Below are 20,800 nucleotides of genomic sequence, written 5' to 3'. Positions count from 1 at the left end.
CAAAGCAAAAAAAATCCCTGAAAATTTTCAGGGATTTTTAATTTTAGTTAGTGTCCTCCACCATCTATTTCTCCTTCTTCCAAAGGAACGGTTTGAGGAACAAAATCATGTTCTTTACCAGGTTTGCTGTAATCATAAGGCCAACGGTGAACAACAGGCAATGCTCCAGGCCAATTTCCATGTGTATGTGCCATCGGGGTTGTCCACTCAAGTGTATTTGAATCCCAAGGATTTTGAGTTGCTTTCGGACCTCTGAAAGCGCTATAAAAGAAATTGAATAAGAAAACGCCTTGCGCCAATGCTCCCATAATAGCACAACAAGTAATAAATATATTGATGTTTATCAAATGATCAAACATCGGGAAAGCGGTATTCGCGTAGTATCTTCTTGGAACGCCTGCCATTCCTAAAAAGTGCATTGGATAAAACACTCCGTAAGCAGCTATAAACGTGAACCAAAAATGTACGTAACCTAATTTTTTATTCATCATACGTAAAAACATTTTCGGGAACCAATGGTAAATACCTCCAAACATGGCGAGTATCGCGGAAACGCCCATTACAATGTGAAAATGCGCAATAACAAAATACGTATCGTGAATGTTAATATCCAAGGCTGAATCCGCCAAAATAATTCCTGTTAATCCACCAGAAATAAAAGTAGAAACCATTCCAATTGCAAAAAGCATTGCAGGTGTAAAACGAATATTTCCTTTCCATAAAGTAGCTAACCAATTGAATACTTTTACGGCAGAAGGAATTGCAATTAAAAGGGTTGTAAAAACGAATACAGAACCTAAAAACGGATTCATTCCTGTCAAGAACATGTGATGCCCCCAAACTAAGAAGGATAAAAATCCGATGGAAAGCATGGATCCAATCATCGCTCTGTAACCAAAAATAGGTTTACGCGCATTCACAGAAATAATTTCGGAAGCAAGACCAAATGCGGGCATGATAACGATGTATACTTCGGGATGACCTAAAAACCAAAATAAGTGTTCAAATAAAATCGGGCTTCCTCCTGTTTGTTCCAAGGCTTGACCTCCAATAAATATATCGGACAGATAAAAACTAGTACCTAAACTTCTATCAAAAATTAGTAATAGAACCGCTGCAAATAGAACTGGGAAAGAAAGTACTCCGAGGATAGCTGTAACAAACAATGCCCATATTGTAAGTGGCAAACGTGTCATTGTCATTCCCTTTGTTCTTAAGTTAAGAATGGTTACAATGTAATTTAAACCGCCCAATAAAGAAGAAACGATAAAAAGAGCTATACTCACTAACCAAAGCGTCATTCCAAGTCCTGAGCCTGGCATTGCCTGAGGCAAAGCACTTAACGGAGGATAAATTGTCCAACCGCCTGAAGCAGGACCCGTTACAATAAAGAACGAAGAAAGCATCACAATACTGGAAACTAAGAAAAACCAATAGGAAAGCATATTTAAAAATCCAGAAGCCATATCTCTAGCACCAATTTGATATGGAATTAATAAATTAGCAAATGTTCCGCTCAATCCGCCCGTCAATACAAAAAACACCATTATTGTTCCGTGAATAGTAACCAATGCAAGATACATATCCGGATCTAACACTCCACCTTTTGCCCATCTGTCGCCTAAAAAATAATGTAAAATCCCAAACGGATGCCCAGGCCAAGCCAATTGCAATCTAAAAAAGATGGACAACATCATCGCAACAACAGCCATGATAATTGCCGTAACTAAAAACTGTCTCGATATGGTTTTATGATCCATACTGAAAACATATTTTCTCCAAAAAGATTCTTCGTGATGATGCTCTTCGTGATGAGCAACTGAATGATGATCGTGATTCTCCATTGACATATTCTTTAGTGTAATGTGTTATTCTCTTTTTAAAAATTATTTTTTCGCGATGCTTGTTGAAGCATTTAATTTTGATTGCTCAAAAGCAGCCAATTTAGCGGCATAAAAAGGTTTTTGCTGACTCAACCATTTTTCATAATCTGCTTCTGTATCAACTACAATGTTCATTTGCATATTGTAATGACTGGCTCCGCAAACTTTATTGCAAAGCAAAATATAATCGAAAGCGGGATTATTAGTGATTTTGCGCATTTGATCCGTTGTAATTGTTGGCTTAAAATGGAACATCGTTTCCATACCTGGCACAACGTTCATTTGTGCTCTGAAATGTGGCATATAAGCACTGTGTATCACATCGCGTGAGCGGAATTTAAAAGAAATTTCTCTATTCACAGGGATATGAAATTCATGTCTTACAATAATATCGTCCCAACCTTTTTCATCTGTCGAGTCCATCGCAAGTGGATTTGTTGCGTCATCTGTTAAACGATAATTGGTTCTACCCAACACATTGTCTTTTCCAGCATAGCGAGCTGTCCACTGAAATTGTTGTCCGTATAATTCAATTACTACAGAGTGTGCGTCATCGGCAGGAGTCATAATTTTATCCCAAACTCTTAATCCAAAAATAATAATTACCGACAAAGCGAGCGCAGGAATAACTGTCCACGCAAATTCTAATTTATTGTTATGTGGATAGTAATATGCTTTTGTGCCTTTGCGCGCATAATATTTAAACGCAAACCAGAACAATAGAAATTGTGTTATAACAAAAACGATGGTGATAATAAGCATGTTAAAATTAAACAATTCGTCGGTTAAAACGCCACTTTCCGAAGCAGATACTGGTAAAAAATATTTTTTGTATTTAACAAACCAATACAAACAGAAAATGAAAAAAATTGGCAAAAAAGTCAACATCAAACGAGCATTCATTCTGTTGTCTTTCTCGGTTACATCGTTCGAACGATCTGCTTTCAATTCAGAAGTTAATTCAAAAACCCGTACCAATTGTGTAATGGCAATTATGGTGAGAATAATAACAACTTCTACTAATAACTTAATCATATCAATACTTTTTAAATTTATACCTGACTAATTTTCAATTTATATATGATGATGAATACTCTCTTCAAGATAAGGATGATTTTTTACTTGTAGCGGAACCTTCGCAAGCGAACTAAGTACTACGTAAATAAACAATCCTAAAAATCCAAGGAACATTCCTATTTCTGCAAATCCAATGTGCCATATTTCGCCAACTGTACTCGGCATTACCATAATAAATACATCTAACCAATGCGTGCAAAAAACAATAGCAGCAATGGTGATAAGCAATTTTGTGTTGCGCTTTGCATCTCTCGAAATTAATAATATCAAGGGCAAAAGTAAATTCATCAGAAATACTACCCACAATAAAACAGTGTAATGATCAATACGAATTTTAAAATAGACTACCTCGTCAGGAATATTTGCATACCAAATCAACATAAATTGAGCAAACCACAAGTAACTCCATAAAATGCTTATCGCGAACATCCATAATGCTAAATTTTGCAAATGACTTTCGTTCACATTTTCTAAATATCCTCTACTTTTCAAATGAACAGTTATCGCAATAATTACAATAATTGCCGTTACCCAAATTCCTGATAGCACATACCAGCCGAACAAAGTGCTGAGCCAATGCGAATCTAATGACATAATCCAATCCCAAGATGCCATTGATTCTGCTAATCCAAAAAATACAATAAAAATACCAGCTATTGTTACGTTTTTGTAATGAATCGGCAAATAATTATCTGTTAAATCTGCTGCCAATGAATTTTTTCTGAGCAAACCGGCGAGATAAACAAACACTCCTAAATAAATAATTGTGCGAATGAGGAAAAATGGAATGTTTAAGTAGGCTGATTTACCCTTTAAAATTTTATCTCCAACCATCACGCCTTTTGCCATCCAAGAATAAAGCGGGTGTCCTCCTGACATTCCAACTATCGCGCTACCAACCATTACAATTAAAATGAAAATAGCACCAACTGGTAAATAAGTACCAACTGCTTCAAAAACTCTTTTCACCACAACTGGCCAGCCAGCTTGTGCCGCATATTGCAGCGACATAAAAAAGACAGCTCCTAAAGAAATACCGAAAAAGAAAAACGAGTCTATCAATAAATTAGCCCACAATCTGGTTCCTGAAACTTCTTTGCTTATCAATGCAAACGCAAATGCCAATACACCAATGCCTATCAGTACATAGGTTAGTTTTTTTGATTTGTCGGAGAAGGTATAATTTAAGTTCATTTTTTTACGCTTATATTTTTATGCTGAAAAAATTATTTTTCTGTCGTTAATTAATTTGTTTTCGCTGCCGTTGAATCTTTCGCTACAGAAGCAGTAGCTGCTTTTGTTGTATCTGCTCCTATCTTTTGCAATACTTGTACATAGCGAATTACTTTCCAACGCTGATCTACCGTAAGTTGAGAAGCGTGTGATCCCATCAAGCCTTTTCCATATTCAAGTGTTTGGTACATTTCTCCTACTGTAATGTTTTTCAATGCTGGACCAGAATATGGCGGCGGAGGTCCAGGTAACTTCATCGCCACTGGTCCATCTCCCATTCCTTGGTCTCCATGGCAATGTCTGCAATAAATTACAAAAATTCCTTTTCCTTCTCCTTGTATTGCTGTATCTGCAGGAAATGGATCTTCCATGTTTTTCGCAGCATCCAACCAACCTTGTGGTGTATTTGGATATGGATCTGGTTGAAAGCCTCTTGGAATAGTTCCTACTACCGGAACTCTATCACTCATGCTATCCGCAAAAAATGGATTGTAAGAATTGGTTTCATAATCCGGTGAACGGTACATATCTGGCATGTATTCTACTCCCGGACTGTTTGGATCGTGTTTCCAGCAGGAAGTCATTAAAACGGTGGAGCAAGCCAACAAAGCCAAACTCAAGCCGGTTACATTTCTGCCGATTGAAAAAATATTTTTTATACGTTGTTTCATATCCGTAAAATTACTTATGCTGTTTTTTGATTTACTTCCGAAGCACCTGTCTCTCTCAAAACGGAAACAATTTTTGTTACGTCTTCGCTACGAGCTTCTATTAACATTAAAAATTTATCATCTGTTGTTCTTCTGTCTGGATTTTTTGGAGATACGCCAGGAAATATCCAACTTCTAAATAAGAAAGTAAGTGCCATGCCGTGTGCAGCGCATAAAACGGTTATCTCAAACGTAATTGGGATAAATGCTGGAATATTGCGATACAAAAATTGGTTCGGCTTTCCCCCAATATCAACAGGCCAATCGTGGATTAACATGTACCACATCATCAACAATGCAAGAGATGTTCCAGTGCAACCGTAGATAAAAGAACAAATTGCCAAGCGCGTTTTTTTCACGCCAATTACTTCGTCAAGTCCGTGAACAGGGATAGGCGAAAAAACTTCTTTCACTTTTATTCCGATGGCTCGAAGTGCTTTTGCTCCGTTTAAAAGGAGTTCATCGTCATCATAAATACCGTGTATAATCGTCTGACTCATTTTCTTTTATGTTTTAAAAACTTTTTTTCTATTTGTGATTCTCTTTTCTGCTTAAAGATCCAGATGATTTCAAAACAGTCTTCAATTCTGTTTGATTGATAACCGGGAAAACTCTTGCAAATAAAAGAAATAAGGTAAAAAACATTCCGATTGTTCCGACAAAAATACCAACTTCGATAAATGTTGGATGAAATATCGTCCAACTGGAAGGAAGGTAATCTCTGTATAAATCCGTTACGATAATCATAAAACGCTCGAACCACATTCCAATATTCACTATAATGGAAATGATAAAGGTTATGTATAGATTTCTTCTCGCCTTTTTGAACCACATAATTTGCGGAAGCACGGTGTTACACAGAATCAAGGATGTAAATGCCCACCAATAAGGACCTCGTGCCACATCTACCGAAAGGTAAATAAAACTTTCGTTTGGATCACCAGAATACCAAGCCATAAAAAATTCTGTAAAATAAGCAATGGCAACAATAGAACCTGTTAAAAGCATTACTTTATTCATCATTTCAATGTGTTGAAGGGTAATGTATTCTTCTAAACTAAATACTTTACGCACAATAATTAAGAGCGTTAATACCATCGCAAATCCTGAAAAAACAGCTCCAGCCACAAAGTAAGGCGGATAAATAGTGGAATGCCACCCTCTTACCAAAGATGTGGCAAAGTCCATACTTACAATAGAGTGAACCGAAAACACAAGTGGAGTGGCAATACCAGCTAACACAAGTGATACTTCTTCGTAACGGTTCCAATCTTTTGCACGTCCGCTCCATCCAAAACTAAGAATGGAATAAATTTTTCTGCGAAGCGGGGTGTTTGCTCTATCGCGAATCATCGCAAAATCGGGAATCAAACCGATGTACCAAAACACAACAGATACGGAGAAATACGTACTAATCGCGAATACATCCCACAACAATGGAGAGTTAAAATTTACCCATAAAGAACCAAATTGGTTTGGAAGTGGTAACACGAAATATGCTAACCAAGGACGACCCATGTGGATAACCGGAAATATGGCTGCGCATAATACGGCAAAAATCGTCATTGCTTCCGCAGAACGATTAATAGACATTCTCCATTTTTGGCGGAACAATAAAAGTACCGCAGAAATAAGCGTCCCAGCATGTCCAATACCAATCCACCAAACGAAATTCGTAATATCCCAAGCCCATCCAATGGTTTTATTCAAACCCCAAGCACCAATACCAGTACCTATTGTATAAGCGATACAGCAAAAGCCCCAAGTCCAAGCCAAGGAAGCAATCCAAAATACAATGTACCAATACTTGTTTGCTTTCCCTTCAACAGGTCGAGCAATGTCCTCAGAAATCTGATGAAATGTTTTATCTCCAAGTATTAACGGTTCTCTGATAGAAGACTCGTGTTGCATATCTTTTTGTTTTTATTTTTCGGGTTAAGCCCGATTGTTCTTATTCCTGTTCTGAAAATTATTTTTTTAAGCTCCTTCTTTTACAGCGTCTACGTTTCTCACTTTTGTGAGATAAAATACAGAGGGCAATACGCCTAATTCTTCCAATACGTGATACATTCTCTCATCTTTTCCTAAATTGGCAACTTCACTGTTATCGTCATTCATATTTCCGAAACTGATTGCATTTGTAGGACAAGATTGCGAACAAGCTGTTTGAATTTCGCCATCTTTTATTGGACGTCTTTCAATTTTAGCTTTTAATTTGCCGCCTTGTATACGTTGAATACACATGCTACATTTTTCCATAACCCCTCTTGAACGTACTACTACTTCTGGATTTAATACCATTCTTCCCAATTCATCTTGTGATGGATTAACATCTTTGAATTTAGGATTTTCACTGAAATTAAACCAGTTAAATCTTCTTACTTTATAAGGACAGTTATTTGCACAGTAACGAGTTCCTACACAACGGTTATAAATCATTTGGTTTAAGCCTTCAGAACTGTGATTAGTAGCCATTACCGGACAAACGGTTTCGCAAGGTGCGTGATTACAATGCTGACACATCATCGGTTGGAAAACAACTTCTGGATTATCCGTAGTTGGAACTTCCATCGCATACACCATATTGGATGCTCCTACATTTTCTTTTTCAGCACGCTCCTGAGTCATATCGCTACTGTAATAACGATCAATACGTAACCAGTGCATTTCACGACTTCTGCTTACTTCGTCTTTTCCTACAACAGGCACATTATTTTCAGCATTACAACTTACTACGCAAGCTCCACAACCGATACATGAATTCAAATCAATTGATAAGCCCCATTTATGATCCAATCTTTCGAAATTAGTCCAAAGGTTTACTTCTGTCGGCATTTTTTTGCCTTCTTTCGTATAAACCATTTCCACTTCGTTTCCAGAAGCTGGGTCTTTGATATAATCTTCTAATGTTGTTTCTTTTACAATCGGTCTGCCAACAAGCGTACTGTGCGTTTGTGTAGTTGCAAAAAGATGTGATTTACCTGCAACAGAAGCAATCGCTACGTCTTGAACAGAATATTGTATTGTTCCGTTTATCACTTGTGAAAAAGGGAACACATTTGCCCCCACTCCTTCTGCTACTCTACCAATATCTGTTCTTCCGTAACCTACTGCCATTCCAATGGTTCCTTTTGCCTGACCTGGTTGAGGATACACCGGCAATTCAACAGTTATACCATTTGCAGAAACAGTAGCCACACTTCCTTGGCGATCATCTTCTTCTAATAAATTGTATTTCGCATCCTTCATATCGGATGGATTCATTGTAATGTAATTGTCCCAAGTTACTTTTGAAATAGGATCTGGTAATTCTTGTAACCAAGGATTGTTCGCTTGATTTCCGTTTCCAATTCCTACTTTTTCATATAATACCGCTTCAAAAGCTCCACCTTTAGCAGCAGATGCAATGGTTTGCGCTGATTTTGAATAATCAATAGTAACTTTATCTGTTTTTCCTGTTTTAGTATTAGTAATAGTTAGTACAGGGTCCCCCATTGCATTTTTCGATTCATCTGCTACACCTGTCGCTTCATAAATACCATCTCTTAAAGTTGGAATCCAAAATAATTCGAAATCGGTATATTTTTTCTGTGTTGGAAAAATATTCTTCTCCCAATAAGCTTGAATATACGTGTGGTAATCAGTGGTAGTTCCTGCCCACATCAATAAACTTTCTTGCGCACATCTTGTTCCTTCGTTTCTTGGTTTTGAAAATAAAGGTGCAATAGTTGGTTGCGCTAAACTGTAAACACCTTCTCTTGGAGATGCATCGTTCCATGATTCCAAATAATGGTTATCTGGACAAACATAATCAGCTAATTGCGCTGTTTCGTCCAAACGATCTGCCATTGATATTTTTAAATCTACTTTTTTGTAAGCATCTGCAAATCCAATAGAAGCAGGAGCTGTATAAACAGGATTCGTATTATAAGTAATTAATGCGCCAACCTTTCCTGATTTCATGTCACTAACAAGTGCCATAAAATCCGCATCACTACCTTGTCTCAAATAACATGGAGTTGATATATCAATTGTATTACCATAGCTTTTTAGCATGGAATTAATTCCATTCACAATAAATTGAACATCGGTATCATTCGATCCGCAAACAACTAATGATTGTCCTGCTGTGTCAAAAAGTTTTTTCGCAGCAGCCGTTATTTGATCATCACACGGCAAAGAAGAAGAGCTCAAGGTTGGTTGACCTGCTAATTTAGCAACCGCATTGTATAAATTTACCACAACAATACCCTGTTGAGATATTTTTACAGGAACACGCTTATCCGCATTTGCCCCAGTTAAAGACATAATTGTTTCAAAGTGGATGTGTTTCGACATGGTTTTCTTTTCCTTGCTTACTTTTCTATTTTTCACATATTGTGTAGAAAATTCAATCGGAGAAATCCAATTTGCCAAGAAATCCGCACCAATACTCACAATCGTTAGTGCTTTGTCAAAATTATAGGTAGGAATAATTGCCTGACCAAATGAAGTGTCATTTGCATTGATAATACCAGAATACGAAACGGCATCGTACGTAACGTGTTTTGCTGTTGGATATTTGGTAATAAAATCTGCAATAACTTGTTTCGTAGAAGGACTAATAATGGTAGCAGAAAGTATGCGAATATTTCCTCCTTTTGCAACGATATCAGCTAATTTAGATGAAATTTCTTTGTCTGCGCTTTCCCAAGTAGTAGCCGCTTTTGATTTATAAGGTGCTGTAATTCGAGCAGTATCATATAAAGAAAGTACAGATGCTTGAACTCTTGCATTTGTGCCACCTTTTGTAATAGAAGATAATTTATTTCCTTCAATTTTTATCGGACGACCTTCGCGGGTTTTTACTAAAACGCTGCAATAATCGCTTCCATCGTAATAAGTAGAAGCATACCAATCAGGAATACCCGGTGTTACTTCTTCCGGTTTAATTACATACGGAATTGTTTTTATGACTGGAGCTTCGCAAGCAGCAAGTGTTGCAGCCGTTAAACTAAATCCAACATATTTCAAAAAATCTCTTCTGCTGGTGGATGAATTCGCTAAGCCTTCATTCCCGAGAAATTGCTCTACAGGGATTGGTTCGGCAAACTCATCTTTACTTTTACGAACAAATTCAGGATTTTCACTGAGTTGATCTAATCCTTTCCAGTATTTTTTTGACGTTCCCATTTATTTTTTTCCGTTAATATTTTCGGTTCTTGTATCTTTTTTAAATTTCAACTTAGTAGTGGCATTTTCCGCACTCAATTCCACCCATTTTATCCACCGTAATTTTTTGTCCTTTGTATTTTTCTTCTAATTTTTTGTGCAATTCATCGTAATAAGGATTTCCTGCCATTTTCACTTCTGTTGTCCGGTGACAGTTAACGCACCAGCCCATTGTAAGTGGCGCAAATTGATGATCTACGGTAAACGTTTGTACTTCGCCGTGGCAAGTTTGACATTTTTGCTGTCCTACCACTACGTGTTGTGAGTGATTGAAATAAGAGAAATCTGGTAAATTGTGAACTCTGTTCCAATGAATCGGATGTTGCGGCAAATCATACAACTGCGTTTTTACATCCCAACCTGCTGCGTAATAAATTTTAGCAATTTCGGTTGTTCCTGTAGTTGGTCCTTTCGTAATTCCTTTATGACAATTCATACACACATTCACAGAAGGGATTCCAGCAGTTTTTCCTTTTTCAGCACCTGAATGGCAATAAATGCAATTGATGTTATTATCTCCAGCGTGAATTTTATGAGAAAATTTAATGGGTTGTGTTGGCTCATATCCTGGATAAACGTGAATGTTCCAAAGATATTCCCAAGCATCTGTACAACCCCAACCTAACAAGAAAATACACATAAGTGCTACCGCTAATTTATGAGAAAGCATCCATTTGCTTGTTTCTTGCACAAAGGATGTATCTGGCGCTTCAGGGCGACCTTTTTTCTGATTGATCACATTTTTAAGCGAGCGTTTTACGCCTCTTAATACAGATACGATGATAATAAGGAATATTAAAATCGCTATTAATACATATAAAGGATTTACACCACTTTCTTGCGGAGCAGCATTCGAAGTTGTCGCTACCACAGGAGTTGTTGCATCTTCCACTTTTGGAGGATTTTTCAAAAAAGCAATAATTCCTTTTATTTGATCATCGCTCAATTGGGAAGCGAAAACCGTCATTGCTGCTTGGTTGTTATCTGCGAAAAGCTTAGTTGCGTAAGCATCTCCACTCGCTCTCACAGCAGCATTATTTTTAATCCATTTCAACATCCAGTCTTCGTACGGTTGCGGAACACGTGAAGTAACGCCCGCTAATCCTGGACCAGTAATTTTATCTGTACCAAGACTGTGGCACACCGCACAATTTTGGCGGAACAACTTTGCTCCGTCAATATCTGCTGCTGAAATTTTATTAATGTTGAAAAAGAAGGTAATAATGAAGAGTAAAAAAAGCGTCGAATAAGGCTTCTTTAGCTTGGTACACATTGTATCCATAGTAGATTCTACTTTAAAATTGCACGCAATAAATGATAGTTAGTTTTTAAAACTTGAGCGGCAAAATTATAAGAAACATTATTTATAAAAATAAAAAACAGGTTTTTTTTTGTAATTTATATAGATTCTAAATAAGCAACTCTGAAGTTGGTTGTTATTTGTCCTCCTCTTTTGCCCGTTTTATCTTGCAAATACGAGTTTCTATCCGTCAAAAGATAATTTTTCATCACCTTTTTTTGAGACTTTTTTTTGAAAAAAAAATTTTCGGAAAGGCTTTTTTACGATATTAAAAAAAGGGTTTGAAAAAAAAATTTTTCAAACCCTTTTTTTGCTTGTTTTATCTCTTAACTTTATACGAATTGCATTTTTTTATTTTTGCGGTCAATGGATGCTTGAATATCAGACAATTGCCCTTTGGGAATTGAATTAATTAAATTCCGAGTATATTCTTGTTGAGGATTTAAAGAAATCGCATCGGCATCTCCCATTTCTTCTATTTTTCCTTTGTTCATCACCACCATTCTGTCCGACATAAATTTTACAACAGATAAATCATGTGAAATAAAAATATACGTAAAATCAAATTCTTCACGTAATTCGTTCAGCAAATTCAATACTTGCGCTTGAACAGAAACGTCCAAAGCAGAAACCGACTCATCACAAATAATAAATTGAGGATTGAGTGCTAAAGCGCGAGCGATGCAAATCCGCTGGCGTTGCCCTCCCGAAAACTCGTGTGGATAGCGGTAAAAATGTGTTTCATTCATATTTACCCGATTCAATAATTCAATCACTTTTGCTTTTCGCGCTTTGTCATCGGCTAAAATACCGTGTACTTTCATTGGCTCTAAAATCGCCTCTCCAATAGTGATACGAGGGTTTAGCGAAGAATAAGGATCTTGAAAAATAATTTGTATGTATTTCCGAAGGTCGCGCAATTCTTTGCTTCCCAAATGTGTAATATCTTGCCCTTTAAAAATAATTTGCCCTTCCGTTGGTTCAATCAATCGCAAAATGGTTCTTCCTAAAGTTGTTTTCCCACAACCAGATTCGCCCACTAATCCGAGTGTTTCACCAGGATATACATCAAAACTTACATCGTCCACCGCTTTTACGTATTCTTCTGTTTTTCCGAAAAGTCCTTTTTTAATCGGAAAATATGTTTTGAGATTTTTTATTTGAAGAATAGGTTCTTTCGCATATAATTTTGCATGATGTTTATCTCGCTCATCTCTCGTAATAAGAAATTTTTCAGTAACTTCTGTTACACTTTGATTGCTTTCTATCATGGAGCCATCGTTGCCAATTTTCATAAAATCAGAAACCGTTGGCAAGCGATGTAAACGTTTATTAAGTGGTGGACGGCAAGCTAAAAGTCCTTTGGTATAAGGATGTTGAGGGTTTGAAAAAATATCCCACACTTTTCCTTGTTCCACAATTTTTCCTTTGTACATCACTACTACTTTATCCGCCAATTCCGCAATTACGCCCAAATCGTGCGTAATAAACATAATTCCCATTTCGTGTTCGTACTGCAATTTTTCCATCAAATCAAGAATGGTATGTTGCACCGTAACATCTAAGGCGGTTGTTGGCTCATCTGCAATCAAAATGGAAGGTTTGCAAGACATCGCCATCGCAATCATTACACGTTGTTTTTGTCCGCCCGATATTTGATGCGGATACGTGCTAAATATATTTTCTGGACGTGGCAATTGCACTTCTTTAAACAAAGCAATTGTCCGTTCTTTCGCTTCATGCTTCGATACTTTTTGATGCAGCATAATGGCTTCCATTACTTGATCTCCACAAGTATAAACAGGATTCAAGGAAGTCATCGGCTCCTGAAAAATCATGGCAATTTCGTTTCCACGGAAAGAGCGCATCTCTTTTTCGCTCAGTTTTGTTAAATCAACTGTGCCTTTGTGCCTCGAGTGAAAAATGATTTCTCCGCCGGTAATTCGTCCGGGCGGATTTGGAATTAAGCGCATCACGGAAAGTGCCGTAACCGATTTTCCAGAACCAGATTCTCCAACAATACCAATGGTTTCCCCTTTATTGAGTGTGAAAGTAATGTCGTTTACGGCTTTCACGGTCTCGTCTTCTGTCCTAAATTCCGTTACTAAATTTCGGACTTCTAATAATGCTTCTTTTTCCATTTTTTCCTTTCAAAAGGGAGCTAAAAGTACAGCATATATTTTTATTTTACAAACGATGTTTAAAAAGCCTTCGAAAAATTATTTTTTTGGAAGCTGAAAAAATAATTTTATCCAATTGCTTGTTCTAAATCTTTTATCAAATCGTCTGCATCCTCGATTCCGACGCTCAAACGAATTAAGGAATCTACCACACCCGTTTTTTCGCGTTCTTCTTTCGGAATGGACGCGTGCGTCATTGTAGCGGGATGTCCGCACAAAGATTCTACACCACCAAGCGATTCTGCCAAGGAAAACAAATGCAATTTGGATAATATTTTATGCGCCTCTTCCAATTTATTTCCTTTCAGTGTAAACGACATCATTCCGCCAAAATCACGCATTTGATTTTTAGCAACCAAATGGTTTGGATGACTTTCAAATCCTGGCCAATACACATTTTCTACTTTCGGATGTTTCTTCAAATAATGGGCAATTTTTTTCCCGTTCTCGGAATGTCTTTCCATCCGAACATGAAGTGTTTTTATTCCACGCAAAACCAAAAAACAATCTTGCGGACCCGGAACTCCGCCGCAACTATTTTGTATGAAAGCCAAACGTTCCGCCAAAGCGTCGTCTTTACAAATCAAAGCACCCATCACCACATCAGAATGTCCACCCAAATATTTTGTAACGGAATGCATCACAATGTCCGCGCCCAAATCCAAAGGCGTTTGTAAATACGGCGAAGCGAAGGTATTATCCACCGCTAACAAAATATTATTTTTCTGCGAAAGCGCCGCAACCGCTTTGATGTCGATGATGTTCAGCATCGGATTGGTGGGCGTTTCCACCCAAATCAATTTGGTATTTTTGGTGATGTATTTTTCAATTTCGGATACATTTTGCATTCCGATAAAATGAAATTTGATGCCGTATTGTGCAAATATTTTTGTAAAAATTCGGTACGTTCCTCCATATAAATCGTTCGTAGAAATGACTTCGTCACCCGGTTTTAAAAGTTTCGCAACCGTATCAATAGCCGCCATTCCGCTGCCAAAACACAAACCATGTTTCCCGTTCTCGAGCGCCGCTAAATTTTTTTCTAAGGCTCTGCGCGTGGGATTGTGCGTACGCGAATACTCGTAGCCTTTGTGGTTTCCCGGCGAGGTTTGCACGTAAGTAGAAGTTTGATAAATGGGAGTCATAATGGCTCCTGTAGCTGGATCCGGCTCTTGTCCGGCATGGATGGCTTTTGTTCCGAATTTCATCGTTAAAAAATTATTTTTTCGGAAGCAAAATTACTAAACGTTTAGCTATTTCCGGAAATAATTATTTTACGAATTTTAGTGTTTGAAAAATTAATTTTTCGAAGCGTTATTTTTGATGCGATTTATTTTTTCTGTTTATTGGCAAGCTGTCCGCAAGCCGCATCAATATCTTTTCCGCGACTTCTGCGCACATTTACAATCACATTATTATTTTCCAAATAATTGGTAAACGCTTCTAAACGTTCGTTAGAGGTTTGTTCAAATTCGCCATTTTCAATCGGATTGTATTCAATCACATTTACCTTGCAAGGCGTACGTTTGCAAAAATCTACCAACTCGCGCGCATCTTCCAAAGTATCGTTAAAATCCTTGAAAATAATGTATTCGTAAGTAATGCGCGTTTCGGTTTTTTCGTAAAAATAATTCAAGGCTTCTGTTAAAGCATCCAAAGAATTTTGTTCGTTGATGGGCATTATTTTGCTGCGTTTCTCGTCGTTCGCGGCGTGCAGCGAAAGTGCTAAATTAAATTTTACGCCATCATCGCCTAATTTTTTTATCATTTTAGCGATACCCGCTGTGGAAACAGTAATGCGTTGGTATGAAATATTTAAGCCTTGCGGCGAAGTTATTTTTTCAATCGATTCGAGTACGCTTTTATAATTCAGCAAAGGCTCGCCCATGCCCATGTACACGATGTTGGTGAGTGGCGTTTTGTATTTTTCGAGTGCTTCGTTTCGTATCAAAACTACCTGATCATAAATTTCATCGGCGTTTAAATTTCGCAAACGTTCCATACGTCCGGTGGCGCAAAATTTACACGTTAAGCTGCAACCTACTTGCGATGAAATGCAAGCCGTCATACGAGTTTTAGTAGGAATTAAAACACCTTCAACGATATTTCCATCGTATAAACGAAATGCATTTTTAATGGTTCTATCACGACTAATTTGTGAGGAATCTATTTCCACGGCGTTAATACAAAAATTATTTTCGAGCCATTCGCGTGTGGTTTTCGAGAGGTTGGTCATTTCCGAAAAATGGTGTACCGATTTTTGCCAAAGCCATTCATACACTTGCTTGGCACGAAATTTTTTTTCTCCGTTTTCGAGAAAATATTTTTCGATTTCTTCCAACGATAAAGTGCGAATATCCTTTTTGTCAAGTGTTTCAGACATGCGGCAAAGGTAAAAATTAGTCTGAGAAAAATCGTCTATTTTTGCAAAATCAAATGATAAGCAATGCGTAAAATTACAGCCGATATTATTTTTTCGATAAAAAATCCTCCGATTAAAAACGGAATTATCATCGTAACCGATGACGGAAAAATTTTGGATGTACTTCCTGAAAATACTGTCAATAAAGAAGAATTAGAAAATCACGTAGGAATTATTTGTCCGGGTTTTGTGAACACACATTGCCATCTCGAACTCTCACATCTGAAAAATAAATTACCCGAAAAAACGGGATTGGATGTGTTTATTCGCGAAATTGAAAAACAACGCAAAGCCGACGAAGAAGAAATTTCACAAGCCATTGAAAATGCCGAAAACGAAATGATTTTAAACGGAATTGTGGCTGTTGGCGATATTTCAAATGGAGATAAAAGTTTTGCACAAAAAAGTAGAAAAAATATTTTTTACCACACGTTTATTGAAGTATTTGGATTTCATCCTGATAAAGCGGAAAATGCTTTTGCGCGAAGTATGGCGTTGAAAGAAAAATATATTTCACACGTTTCTAATCACGTTTCTATTTCGCCACACGCACCTTATTCGGCTTCAGAAACCCTCTTGAAAAAATTATTTTTTGAAACTGAAAAAAATAATTCTATTTCCACCATTCACAACCAAGAATGTGAAGATGAAAATTTATTTTTTGAAAAAAAACAAGGAAAAATTTTAGCGCGATTGCAGCTTTTTGGCATTGACACAGACTTTTGGAAAGCTCCCGAAAAAAATTCTTTGCGCGCTACCTTGCCACAACTCGCACAAAAAAATAATTTTTTATTGGTTCACAATACATTTACTTCGCGTGAAGATATTAAATGGGCAAACGCCTTTCATCCTCATCTTTATTGGTGTTTTTGTCCGAATGCGAATTTGTATATAGAAAATAAATTGCCTGATTTTGAAAATTTTATTTCCGAAAATGCACGTATCACAATCGGGACGGACAGTTTAGCGTCTAATCATCAATTAAGCATTTTGGAAGAATTGAAAATAATTTCTGTGGCTCGTCCTGAAATTCCTTTAAATACGTTGCTTACGTGGGCAACAAAAAATGGATCTGATTTTTTAAATTGCAGCGATTTTTTCGGAACTATCGAAAAAAATAAATTCCCAGGATTGCTACTTCTCAATAATATCAATAAAAATAATGGCTCGCTTAGTAAAAATACAGAAGTAAAAGTGTTGGTAAAAGCGCATAAAAAAATCCGGTAATAATTACCGGATTTTTAAAACACAACTTAATTTTTATTTCAGCGTAAGCGTCGTTTGCCCTATTTCCGCTTTGTCAGAATAAATATTAATAATATATTTTCCAGACACAAAAGGATCTTTGCTGGAACCATACATCGTTAAACTGATTTCCTGATCTTGATAATTAAAGGATTGTTTTCCTGCAAAAAAACCTTTTCCGCCTTGAAAATCAAACATGCTGGATTCATCACCTGTTTGGGATAATTCCTTTCCATCCGGAGAAATAATCCGAAGATAAATATCTCTGTTCCCGGTGCGAGAAATATTATTTTGCGCGATGGTAAAACTTACTTTTATTTTATCCACACGTTTGGCATGCGTTGTCTCTGATTCGCGTTTTCCGCCAGATTTTAAATGAACACCTTCCACTATAATATGATTGGCTTGGAGGATAGAGCCAGTATTAACTACACTTTGTAAATCCTCGTTTTGCTTGTTCAACGTTTCCGTTTTTCCTTGCTCAGATTTCAAATCGTGTTTTGCCTGATCGCGTTCCACCGTAAGATGTTGATTTAATGTGTTCAAGGAATCAATCGTAACCACATATCCTTTCATAATCTCACGCAACGTATTGGTTTCCTTGCGTAATCGCGACATAATATAAGCATCGTCTTTGTATTTTTCAGCTTGTACCAGCAAAGCTGCAATAGTATCTCGTTTGTTATCCAATTGCGCTTGTAACGCAGTATTGTTTGTTTTTAAAGATCCGTACTGCGATTGCAAAGCCAGCAAATCATCTTTCACATTATCGCGTTCAACAGTTATTGTTTTTGTAACAACAATTTCTTGTTCCGCTCTGTTTTTTTGCACCCAATATTGCCATCCAAGTATTCCGCAAAGAAATAAGAGAATAATAATAATAATGATAAAAACACGGTCTTTCGATTTTTGTTCTTCCGTTTTTTTGTCAATTGGACTTTGCGTATTCTCCATAATTTTAAATTAAAAAAAGATAATATACTTTTTAGGATGTTTATTTCGTTTGCGATTACAAAAGTACAATTTTTTAGTTCCATCATCTTTTTACTGATTTCTTAAAAAATGTTAAAAGACTTTTTATCCTTGATTTATCCTCCTGTTTGCGCTTCTTGCGAAGGTATTTTAATGCACAACGAAAATTTAATTTGCACACATTGTTTGTATCGTTTACCAAAAACAAATTATCATTATTTGCAAGATAATCCCGTAGCGCGACTTTTTTGGGGAAGAGCTGATATTGCTGCTGCAGCCGCGATGTTTACCTTTAGCAAAGGCGGAAAAATTCAACATTTAATTCATCAATTAAAATATCGAAATCAGAAAGAAATTGGAAAAATACTCGGCCATTTTTATGGAAATGAATTAAAACAAACTGATCTATTTAAAGATATAAATATGGTGGTTCCCGTTCCTTTGCATCTCGAAAAAATAAAAAAAAGAGGTTACAATCAAAGTTCGCTTTTCGCGGAAGGCATCGCCAAATCAATGCAAATTGAGTGCTCCGAAAAAATAATTTTTCGAAATACCTTTTCAGAAACACAAACACGTAAATCGCGTTATAAACGTTGGCAAAATGTGGAAACTATTTTCGAAACAAAAAATAATTTTTTGGCAAAAGGGAAGCATATTTTAATTGTGGATGACGTGGTAACTACTGGTTCTACATTAGAAGCCTGCGCACAAACGCTGCTTAAAATTCCGAATACAACAGTGAGCATTGCCGCCATCGCATTTGCGGCGCTTTAGAAAATCAATCGGTTTCTGATTTTTTATTACTTTTACCTTCCTTAAATAAAAAGAGCGAATGAAAAATATGATTGCGGGCTTCTCAAAACAATTGCAAGAAGCGCTGAATATTGGGAAAAAAATAAAATTAAGCGCGTCCACGCACGAAATAAAAAACGTGTTAATTTCTGGCTTAGGCGGCTCCGGCATTGGCGGAACAATTGTTTCGGAATTGGTAGCGATAGAAATAAAAGTCCCAGTTGAAGTAATCAAAGGTTATTTTATTCCGGCTTACGTCAATAAAAATACGCTTGTAATTATCTCTTCTTATTCAGGAAATACCGAAGAAACGGTGAATTGTTTGGAAATGGCTATTCAACGAAATGCAAAAATTGTGTGCATTACTTCTGGCGGTAAAATAGCTGCTATCGCGAAAGAAAAACAATTGGATTGTATTCTAATTCCTGGAGGAATGCCGCCACGCACTTGTTTAGGTTACTCGTTTACACAACAATTTTTTATTCTGAATTTTTTCGGGCTTCTGAAAAATAATTTTTTGAACGACTTAGAAAATGCCATTAAATTAATTGATGTAGATGAAAAAATAATTCTGGAAGAGGCAAAAAAAATCGCAGAGAAATTAAAAAATAAATTACCAGTAATATACAGCACCACCTATAACGAGGGCATTGCCATTCGCTTGCGCCAGCAATTAAATGAAAATGCAAAAATATTATGTTGGCACCACGTAATTCCCGAAATGAATCACAACGAATTGGTGGGCTGGACACATAAAAACGAAAATTTAGCAGTCATTATTTTTAGAGATAAAGATGATTTTTCGCGCAACCAAGCTCGCATCGAAATCAATAAAAAAGTGTTTGAAAAATATACTTCTACGATTGTCGAAATTTATTCGAAAGGAAATTCTTTGATTGAAAAAGCTGTTTATTTAATTCATCTCAGCGATTGGATTTCGTATTTCGTTGCCGAACAAAATGGCGTGGACGCGGTGGAAGTAAATGTGATTAATCACTTAAAATCAGAATTGGGAAAATTGTAAAATACCCATGCAAAAAATTATTTTTCAGGACTTGGATTTGATAGACTATAAAGTCTGTTGGGACTATCAAGAAAAATTATTTTCGGAAACGATTAATCAAAAAATTGCAAATCGAACACCTCCTGAATCAGAACAAATTCCGACTAAAAATTATTTATTGTTTTGCGAACATCCGCATGTTTATACGCTCGGAAAAAGTGGTTCGGAAAATAATTTTTTGCTGAATGCAGAAAGTTTAAAACAAAAAAATGCAACGTATTATAAAATAAATCGTGGCGGAGATATTACGTATCACGGTCCCGGACAATTGGTGGCGTATCCGATTTTAGATTTAGATACTTTTTTTACGGACATCCATAAGTATCTGCGTTTTTTGGAAGATGTAATTATTTTGACGCTCGCAGAATATGGAATTGCTGCTGGAAGAATTTCTGGTTTAACCGGCGTTTGGCTGGATGTGGATAATTTAGCAAAAGCCCGAAAGATATGTGCCATGGGCGTTCGCAGCAGTCGTTGGGTTACAATGCACGGTTTGGCGTTTAACGTAAATACGGATTTAACGTATTTTAATCACATCATTCCTTGCGGGATTTCCGACAAGGCTGTAACTTCGCTGGAAAAAGAATTGGGCAAAAAGGTAGACATCAACGAAGTAAAAGGAAAAGTAAAAAAACATTTTTCAACGCTGTTTCAAGCCACATTTATTGAGGTAGGAAAACTCGTCTCAAAAAAATAATTTTTCAAAACCAAT

Annotated in this window: 16 protein-coding genes; 4 read left to right on the top strand and 12 right to left on the bottom strand. The window is 36.7% G+C overall.

The genetic code is table 11. The annotated features are described in order from the left end of the window. Window positions 1-47 precede the first annotated feature (47 nt). From ABIZ51_04670 to rlmN, 11 genes are all read right to left on the bottom strand, one after another. Window positions 48-1,850, bottom strand: coding sequence for a cbb3-type cytochrome c oxidase subunit I (locus ABIZ51_04670; protein MEO7088069.1), 1,803 nt, complete (start codon window positions 1,848-1,850; stop codon window positions 48-50). A 36-nt stretch (window positions 1,851-1,886) separates the two neighbouring features. Further along, window positions 1,887-2,918, bottom strand: a complete 1,032-nt coding sequence (locus ABIZ51_04665; GenBank protein MEO7088068.1) for a cytochrome c oxidase subunit II — start codon at window positions 2,916-2,918, stop codon at window positions 1,887-1,889. A gap of 39 nt (window positions 2,919-2,957) precedes the next feature. Continuing rightward, a complete protein-coding gene (locus tag ABIZ51_04660; protein MEO7088067.1) occupies window positions 2,958-4,154 on the bottom strand; it encodes a quinol:cytochrome C oxidoreductase in 1,197 nt (398 codons plus the stop codon). A 50-nt stretch (window positions 4,155-4,204) separates the two neighbouring features. Then, window positions 4,205-4,864, bottom strand: coding sequence for a cytochrome c (locus ABIZ51_04655; GenBank protein ID MEO7088066.1), 660 nt, complete (start codon window positions 4,862-4,864; stop codon window positions 4,205-4,207). Window positions 4,865-4,878: 14 nt separating this feature from the next. Next, the gene (locus ABIZ51_04650; GenBank protein MEO7088065.1) at window positions 4,879-5,403 is read right to left on the bottom strand and encodes a DUF3341 domain-containing protein; all 525 of its coding nucleotides are present in this window, start codon (window positions 5,401-5,403) and stop codon (window positions 4,879-4,881) included. Window positions 5,404-5,431: 28 nt separating this feature from the next. Next, a complete protein-coding gene (gene nrfD, locus ABIZ51_04645) occupies window positions 5,432-6,814 on the bottom strand; it encodes an NrfD/PsrC family molybdoenzyme membrane anchor subunit (GenBank protein ID MEO7088064.1) in 1,383 nt (460 codons plus the stop codon). A gap of 66 nt (window positions 6,815-6,880) precedes the next feature. Then, complete coding sequence (locus tag ABIZ51_04640; protein ID MEO7088063.1) at window positions 6,881-10,075, bottom strand: TAT-variant-translocated molybdopterin oxidoreductase; 3,195 nt, start codon at window positions 10,073-10,075, stop codon at window positions 6,881-6,883. A 52-nt stretch (window positions 10,076-10,127) separates the two neighbouring features. Beyond that, complete coding sequence (locus ABIZ51_04635) at window positions 10,128-11,396, bottom strand: c-type cytochrome (protein MEO7088062.1); 1,269 nt, start codon at window positions 11,394-11,396, stop codon at window positions 10,128-10,130. 350 nt (window positions 11,397-11,746) lie between these two features. After that, entirely contained in the window at window positions 11,747-13,555 is a 1,809-nt protein-coding gene (locus ABIZ51_04630) for an ABC transporter ATP-binding protein (protein MEO7088061.1), read from the bottom strand. A 107-nt stretch (window positions 13,556-13,662) separates the two neighbouring features. Then, on the bottom strand, window positions 13,663-14,802 hold the full coding sequence (locus tag ABIZ51_04625) for a cystathionine gamma-synthase (protein MEO7088060.1): 1,140 nt from the start codon (window positions 14,800-14,802) through the stop codon (window positions 13,663-13,665). A gap of 122 nt (window positions 14,803-14,924) precedes the next feature. Beyond that, entirely contained in the window at window positions 14,925-15,977 is a 1,053-nt protein-coding gene (rlmN, locus tag ABIZ51_04620) for a 23S rRNA (adenine(2503)-C(2))-methyltransferase RlmN (GenBank protein ID MEO7088059.1), read from the bottom strand. A 63-nt stretch (window positions 15,978-16,040) separates the two neighbouring features. Between rlmN and ABIZ51_04615 the strand changes: the two genes are divergently transcribed. After that, window positions 16,041-17,243: an amidohydrolase family protein gene (locus ABIZ51_04615; GenBank protein ID MEO7088058.1), complete on the top strand. Its 1,203-nt coding sequence runs from the start codon at window positions 16,041-16,043 to the stop codon at window positions 17,241-17,243. Window positions 17,244-17,276: 33 nt separating this feature from the next. On the opposite strand, the gene ABIZ51_04610 is transcribed toward ABIZ51_04615, so the two are convergent. Then, entirely contained in the window at window positions 17,277-18,215 is a 939-nt protein-coding gene (locus tag ABIZ51_04610; GenBank protein ID MEO7088057.1) for a hypothetical protein, read from the bottom strand. Between the two features lie 108 nt (window positions 18,216-18,323). Here ABIZ51_04610 and ABIZ51_04605 point away from each other — a divergent pair, with 108 nt between their 5' ends. From ABIZ51_04605 to lipB, 3 genes are read left to right on the top strand one after another with little or no spacing between them, the layout of a single operon-like run. Further along, a complete protein-coding gene (locus ABIZ51_04605) occupies window positions 18,324-19,007 on the top strand; it encodes a ComF family protein (GenBank protein MEO7088056.1) in 684 nt (227 codons plus the stop codon). Window positions 19,008-19,065: 58 nt separating this feature from the next. Beyond that, on the top strand, window positions 19,066-20,049 hold the full coding sequence (locus ABIZ51_04600; GenBank protein MEO7088055.1) for a bifunctional phosphoglucose/phosphomannose isomerase: 984 nt from the start codon (window positions 19,066-19,068) through the stop codon (window positions 20,047-20,049). 7 nt (window positions 20,050-20,056) lie between these two features. After that, the gene (gene lipB / locus ABIZ51_04595; GenBank protein MEO7088054.1) at window positions 20,057-20,785 is read left to right on the top strand and encodes a lipoyl(octanoyl) transferase LipB; all 729 of its coding nucleotides are present in this window, start codon (window positions 20,057-20,059) and stop codon (window positions 20,783-20,785) included. Window positions 20,786-20,800 lie beyond the last annotated feature (15 nt).

The organism is Bacteroidia bacterium (assembly GCA_039924845.1).
In the GTDB taxonomy this organism is placed as follows: Bacteria; Bacteroidota; Bacteroidia; order DATLTG01; family DATLTG01; genus DATLTG01.
This window is presented reverse-complemented; position numbering and strand designations above follow the sequence as displayed.

Bases quoted from the DNA above. Each gene is read 5' to 3' on its own strand.
- ABIZ51_04670 (MEO7088069.1), bottom strand. From the start codon at position 1,850: ATGTCAATGGAGAATCACGATCATCATTCAGTTGCTCATCACGAAGAG.
- ABIZ51_04665 (MEO7088068.1), bottom strand. From the start codon at position 2,918: ATGATTAAGTTATTAGTAGAAGTTGTTATTATTCTCACCATAATTGCC.
- ABIZ51_04660 (MEO7088067.1), bottom strand. From the start codon at position 4,154: ATGAACTTAAATTATACCTTCTCCGACAAATCAAAAAAACTAACCTAT.
- ABIZ51_04655 (MEO7088066.1), bottom strand. From the start codon at position 4,864: ATGAAACAACGTATAAAAAATATTTTTTCAATCGGCAGAAATGTAACC.
- ABIZ51_04650 (MEO7088065.1), bottom strand. From the start codon at position 5,403: ATGAGTCAGACGATTATACACGGTATTTATGATGACGATGAACTCCTT.
- nrfD (MEO7088064.1), bottom strand. From the start codon at position 6,814: ATGCAACACGAGTCTTCTATCAGAGAACCGTTAATACTTGGAGATAAA.
- ABIZ51_04640 (MEO7088063.1), bottom strand. From the start codon at position 10,075: ATGGGAACGTCAAAAAAATACTGGAAAGGATTAGATCAACTCAGTGAA.
- ABIZ51_04635 (MEO7088062.1), bottom strand. From the start codon at position 11,396: ATGGATACAATGTGTACCAAGCTAAAGAAGCCTTATTCGACGCTTTTT.
- ABIZ51_04630 (MEO7088061.1), bottom strand. From the start codon at position 13,555: ATGGAAAAAGAAGCATTATTAGAAGTCCGAAATTTAGTAACGGAATTT.
- ABIZ51_04625 (MEO7088060.1), bottom strand. From the start codon at position 14,802: ATGAAATTCGGAACAAAAGCCATCCATGCCGGACAAGAGCCGGATCCA.
- rlmN (MEO7088059.1), bottom strand. From the start codon at position 15,977: ATGTCTGAAACACTTGACAAAAAGGATATTCGCACTTTATCGTTGGAA.
- ABIZ51_04615 (MEO7088058.1), top strand. From the start codon at position 16,041: ATGCGTAAAATTACAGCCGATATTATTTTTTCGATAAAAAATCCTCCG.
- ABIZ51_04610 (MEO7088057.1), bottom strand. From the start codon at position 18,215: ATGGAGAATACGCAAAGTCCAATTGACAAAAAAACGGAAGAACAAAAA.
- ABIZ51_04605 (MEO7088056.1), top strand. From the start codon at position 18,324: ATGTTAAAAGACTTTTTATCCTTGATTTATCCTCCTGTTTGCGCTTCT.
- ABIZ51_04600 (MEO7088055.1), top strand. From the start codon at position 19,066: ATGAAAAATATGATTGCGGGCTTCTCAAAACAATTGCAAGAAGCGCTG.
- lipB (MEO7088054.1), top strand. From the start codon at position 20,057: ATGCAAAAAATTATTTTTCAGGACTTGGATTTGATAGACTATAAAGTC.